The sequence below is a fragment of the Kitasatospora sp. NPDC018058 genome (genome assembly GCF_044327205.1).
Taxonomy (GTDB): Bacteria; Actinomycetota; Actinomycetes; order Streptomycetales; family Streptomycetaceae; genus Kitasatospora.
In genome coordinates, this window is record NZ_JBIRFA010000120.1 from 1 (window position 1) to 4012 (window position 4012).

The following is a 4012-nucleotide window of genomic DNA, read 5'->3' on the forward strand; positions in this document are numbered from 1 at the left end:
GATGCTGCTGGTCCCGCACCGCGAGGACGGCATGGACGCGAGCGTACTGCCCGCGGATTACCAGGCGATCATGAGAATCGTGACCGCGGTGTCGGAGCCGGTTCCGGCCAAGGACGTCAGCGTCGAGCTCGGCAGGGGAACCGGACCTGGGCAGGTCGAGCCGGTCCGCGACAAGCTCCGGCGCCTGGCGGACCGGGGCTGGCTGCACCGCACCCCCGCCGGACGTTTCACCGGCCTGCCCGCTCCCGCCGCATGACCTGTCCCGACTGGATTTCGGCGTAACGCACAGGCCCCCGGCGAGAGTTGGGGATTCCATGCGAAAGAAGACCAGCCCCGCCGAGGGCCCTGACGGCCTTGTCTACCAGTGCCGCCTGTCGCTGTCGAGCGCCACCCTGGAGATGGTCGCCGACCTGATCCGCGCCCATCTGAAGAGGATCGGCTCCAGGTGGCGCAAGCTGCCGCCTGGGAAGATCGCCCTGATCGTCCTCGCGGTCCTGCGGCACGACCAGCGGCTTTCCGACATGGCCGGCGGCAATGACGTCTCGGCCTCCACCGTGCGCCGCTGGCTGCTGGAGGTCATCACCCTGCTCGCCGCCCGCGCCCCGCGCCTGGAGCGGGCACTGAAGGAGGTCACCCGATCGGGTGGCGAGGTGGTGTTGATCGACGGCACCCTCGTTCGCACCCGCCGCCGCACCGGGGAGGAGAACCGGCCGAACTACAGTGGGAAGCACAAGGTGCACGGCCTGCTCTTCCTCGCTCTGACGGACGAGCGGGGCAATTTGCTGTGGATCTCGGCGGCACGACCAGGGCGGTCCTCGGAGATCACCACCGCCAGGCATAACAAGATCACCACCAGGCTGCGGGAAGCCGGTCTCGGCGCCCTGGCCGACCTCGGGTTCGTCGGCCTGGACGACGACCCCGACGACCCCGTGATCGTCACCGGCCGCAAGGCGGCCCGAGGACGGCCGCTGACCGACGCCGAGAAGCAGGCGAACCGGCTGGTCAGCCGCGAGCGGGCGGCGAACGAGCACGGCTTCGCGGACCTGAAGAACTGGCGGATCCTCACCAAGGTCCGCATGAACGCCAAGCACGGCACCGCGCTGCTGCGGGCCCTGCTCGTCCTGACGAACGCGGAGATCAGCCGCTGACTGGAACGGCGGACGATCTCCGCAAGACGATCACGCCAGCCACCAGCGCGAGTACCCCACCACCAGCTCACGCCAGGCCCATGACCTGCGAATTCAGGATGGAAACGACCCAATGTGGCTGGCCACCCCCGAGCAGACCAGGGAGGCTCCGTTCTCCAGTGCTGGCGGCCTCGGAACCGGCCCCACCTTGCCGCACTCTAACTGCGGGGACTGACAGCGCCCGCGGCGGGAAGTGGCCCGGTTCGCACTGTGCAGCGGGTACAGGCCGGATGGCGCCGCTCGTGCTCCGCTCCGCCTTCTGCCGTTCCTGCTCCCGTTCCTGGCGGGCCTGCTCGGCGGCGGCCCGCTCCGCGTGCAGCAGTTGGTCGCCGTCCCAGTTGTCGAGCCCGGCGGCGAGGGTGCCAACCGGGTCGGCTGAACCGATGCCACGGGGCGGCGGCGCCGAAGTGGCGCAGCAGCGGCAGGGTGGTGGCCACGATGGGCAGGGCAGGCTCCTGTGCGTCGCGCCCGCCCCGTCCGTGAGCGGTTGGCCCTGGCCGGACGGCGGGTGTGGATCGTGGGTGCACTGAACCCGGGATGGTTCGACGGACGTATTCAATATCAGGGGCCGAAGCCCCCGTGGTTCCACCGGAGGTGTGGTCAGTCTTGTCCGATTCGCCGATGTCCGACATCGACCGCAGGGGTGCGCTGTCCCGCCGCCGTGTCCTCGGCGTCGCCGGAAGTGTGGCCGTGGCCGGCGGTGCTGTTCTCCTCGGTGTGAGCACGGCTGCACGCGACGCTGCGACGCTGGGGACGGCGGGCGGGGCCGGACTGCCGTCGTCGACGGGCGCCTGGCCTGAGGTGTCGTCATGCCGCGGGCTTTGCCCATCCAGTCGTCCCACCGGATCTGACTGTTACCCCACCGGACCACAGAGGCGGCTTTCTCACCCGCCACTGACCTGCGCCGACACGCCTCCTCCGGCTGGTGACCAGAGGTGATCGCGTGTGCCGGCGCACATCGCCAAGGCCGGCGGTGCGGGCACGCCCGACCAATGGCCCAACGGGCCGTCTCCGGAAAGGGAATGATGAAAGCAGGAATCGCCATAGCTGCGGCAGCCGGAATCCTGGCTACCGGATGCGTGGCTGTCAGCGTCGCCAGCGCCTCCCCACCGCAGGCCAGCAATGCCGTCGCCACACCGACCTCCCTGGCTCAGTCGGCCGCGGCCCAGGCCAAGGAGCGCCGCTCGGCGCTATCCGCCTCGAAGCCGACGGCTACCTCGACACCGGCACTGCCGAAGCCCCCGAAGCCGACGCCCACCTCGACACGGGCACCCTCGAAGTCGCCGAAGCCGCCGAAGCCGACGCCCACGTCGATACCGGCACCCTCGAAGCCACCGAAGCCGACGCCTACCTCGACAAATGGGCTTCCCGGTCGCTTCCGTGGGTCGCCGCCCTGGACTGATATGCAGAACCCGCCGTATTCCGACTAACCTCCAAACTCCGCTTGCCGAGCAACGCATCGCTGACCTCGGAACCGGGTTTATCGAGACCCAGTCACCGGCCGGGCACGGCCGGTGACTGGGTATGCCAAAATAAGGCGAGAAAGGGACACCGGATGGCGCAATGGAACGGCTCGCCAGTCCCTCATGGTTCATATGCCTGTGATTAGATGCAAAAAGCTGACTCCACCCACACGCCTGTTGACTTTCCGTCAATTAGCTGATGCTATTCCGGTGAAGGGTCCGATGCTGCGGACACCGGGGCGCCAGCACCGGCGGCCCTATCAGCAGCCGAGCAGGCGCCGCCTGCTGTCCGGCCGGCGGTCAGATCAATCTCCGAGAGGTCAACGTTGAGGACGAGGAAGCTCAGGAGGGGCACGGCGTGGCTTGCCGCAGCCGCCTCGATGACAATGGGGGCTGTTGTTGCATTGCCGGGCACAGCCAGCGCCAGCACCGACTGGATCAATTATGCCGGAGCCCTGGAAAACACCGTATGCAAAAAGCCCAACGTCACAAACGAGCGCCTCGCCAATATGGGAGGAAATCCACCCTTTTCCGATCAGGGCATATTCCCTTGCGGAGGCGGATTCAATGAGCTTATGGTAATGCTCAGGATCAACGGCGTGCTTCACGTCTTCGGCGTGGGAACGGACCGCGCCGTGTGGGTGCGCTACGACACGACATGGCAGTCACTCGGTGGCATCGTCGGCACCGGCTTTGTCCTACCCAGCTGGAGCAACGACAACGGTTCCGTGACCCTGAAAATAACCGGCACGGACGGCAAATACTGGTATAAGACCCGTAATAGCGGGGGCGGCTGGACCGACTGGTCCCGGTAGGCTCAACCGAGACCCCTGACCCGCTGGGCCCGGTGTCAGCTGGGGTCAGTCGTTTATGTCCAGGCCGGACTGGGCGAGGCAGCCGTCGATCAGGTGTGGGCGGTACTGGATCTTCTTGAGGCGGGTCCGGACGGCCTTGGCAAGGTGGTCGACGTTGGCGGCCGCAAGGTTGACGATGCCACGTTTGACCAGGTCCCAGATGCCCTTGCCCATGCCGGGAACCTCATCCGCCCTGGTGGGAGGCACTGTGTGAGGGTGCACAAGTGCCGACCTCGTAGGTCGGGTGGGTGGTCTGGCAGAGCCGACGAGCTCCGCGGCAGGATGATCGACCGTGCTGCTACGACTGGCGTACCTGGGTGTGACGAACGCGTTCGCGTTGCTGCGGCTGCTGCCGATGAGCGACCGCGAGAAGGACGTGGAGATTCTGGCCCTGCGTCATCAGATCACCGTGTTGGAGCGGCAGCTGAGCGGACGGCGGGTCCGTTTCGGAGCGAGCGACCGGGCGTTCTTGGCCGCACTGCTGCAGGGGCTGCCGATGCAGGTGCTG

At 67.4% G+C, this 4012-nt stretch carries 4 protein-coding genes and 2 pseudogenes; 5 read left to right on the plus strand and 1 reads right to left on the minus strand.

Annotated features, from left to right (window positions below):
* From ACH4E7_RS45335 to ACH4E7_RS45350, 4 genes and pseudogenes are all read left to right on the plus strand, one after another.
* Positions 1-256, plus strand: a pseudogene (locus tag ACH4E7_RS45335) (hypothetical protein); the annotation flags it as partial.
* A 58-nt stretch (positions 257-314) separates the two neighbouring features.
* Positions 315-1148, plus strand: coding sequence for a transposase family protein (locus ACH4E7_RS45340; protein ID WP_396255084.1), 834 nt, complete (start codon positions 315-317; stop codon positions 1146-1148).
* Between the two features lie 1114 nt (positions 1149-2262).
* Positions 2263-2589, plus strand: coding sequence for a hypothetical protein (locus tag ACH4E7_RS45345; protein WP_396255085.1), 327 nt, complete (start codon positions 2263-2265; stop codon positions 2587-2589).
* 441 nt (positions 2590-3030) lie between these two features.
* Complete coding sequence (locus tag ACH4E7_RS45350) at positions 3031-3465, plus strand: hypothetical protein (RefSeq protein ID WP_396255086.1); 435 nt, start codon at positions 3031-3033, stop codon at positions 3463-3465.
* Positions 3466-3510: 45 nt separating this feature from the next.
* Here ACH4E7_RS45350 and ACH4E7_RS45355 read toward each other — a convergent pair whose 3' ends face one another.
* Entirely contained in the window at positions 3511-3678 is a 168-nt protein-coding gene (locus ACH4E7_RS45355) for a hypothetical protein (protein ID WP_396255087.1), read from the minus strand.
* A gap of 118 nt (positions 3679-3796) precedes the next feature.
* Here ACH4E7_RS45355 and ACH4E7_RS45360 point away from each other — a divergent pair.
* Positions 3797-4012, plus strand: a pseudogene (locus ACH4E7_RS45360) (integrase); the annotation flags it as partial.

Excerpts from the sequence above, each read along its gene's own strand:
- ACH4E7_RS45340 (WP_396255084.1), top strand. The coding sequence starts at position 315 with ATGCGAAAGAAGACCAGCCCCGCCGAGGGCCCTGACGGCCTTGTCTAC.
- ACH4E7_RS45345 (WP_396255085.1), top strand. The coding sequence starts at position 2,263 with ATGCGTGGCTGTCAGCGTCGCCAGCGCCTCCCCACCGCAGGCCAGCAA.
- ACH4E7_RS45350 (WP_396255086.1), top strand. The coding sequence starts at position 3,031 with ATGACAATGGGGGCTGTTGTTGCATTGCCGGGCACAGCCAGCGCCAGC.
- ACH4E7_RS45355 (WP_396255087.1), bottom strand. The coding sequence starts at position 3,678 with ATGGGCAAGGGCATCTGGGACCTGGTCAAACGTGGCATCGTCAACCTT.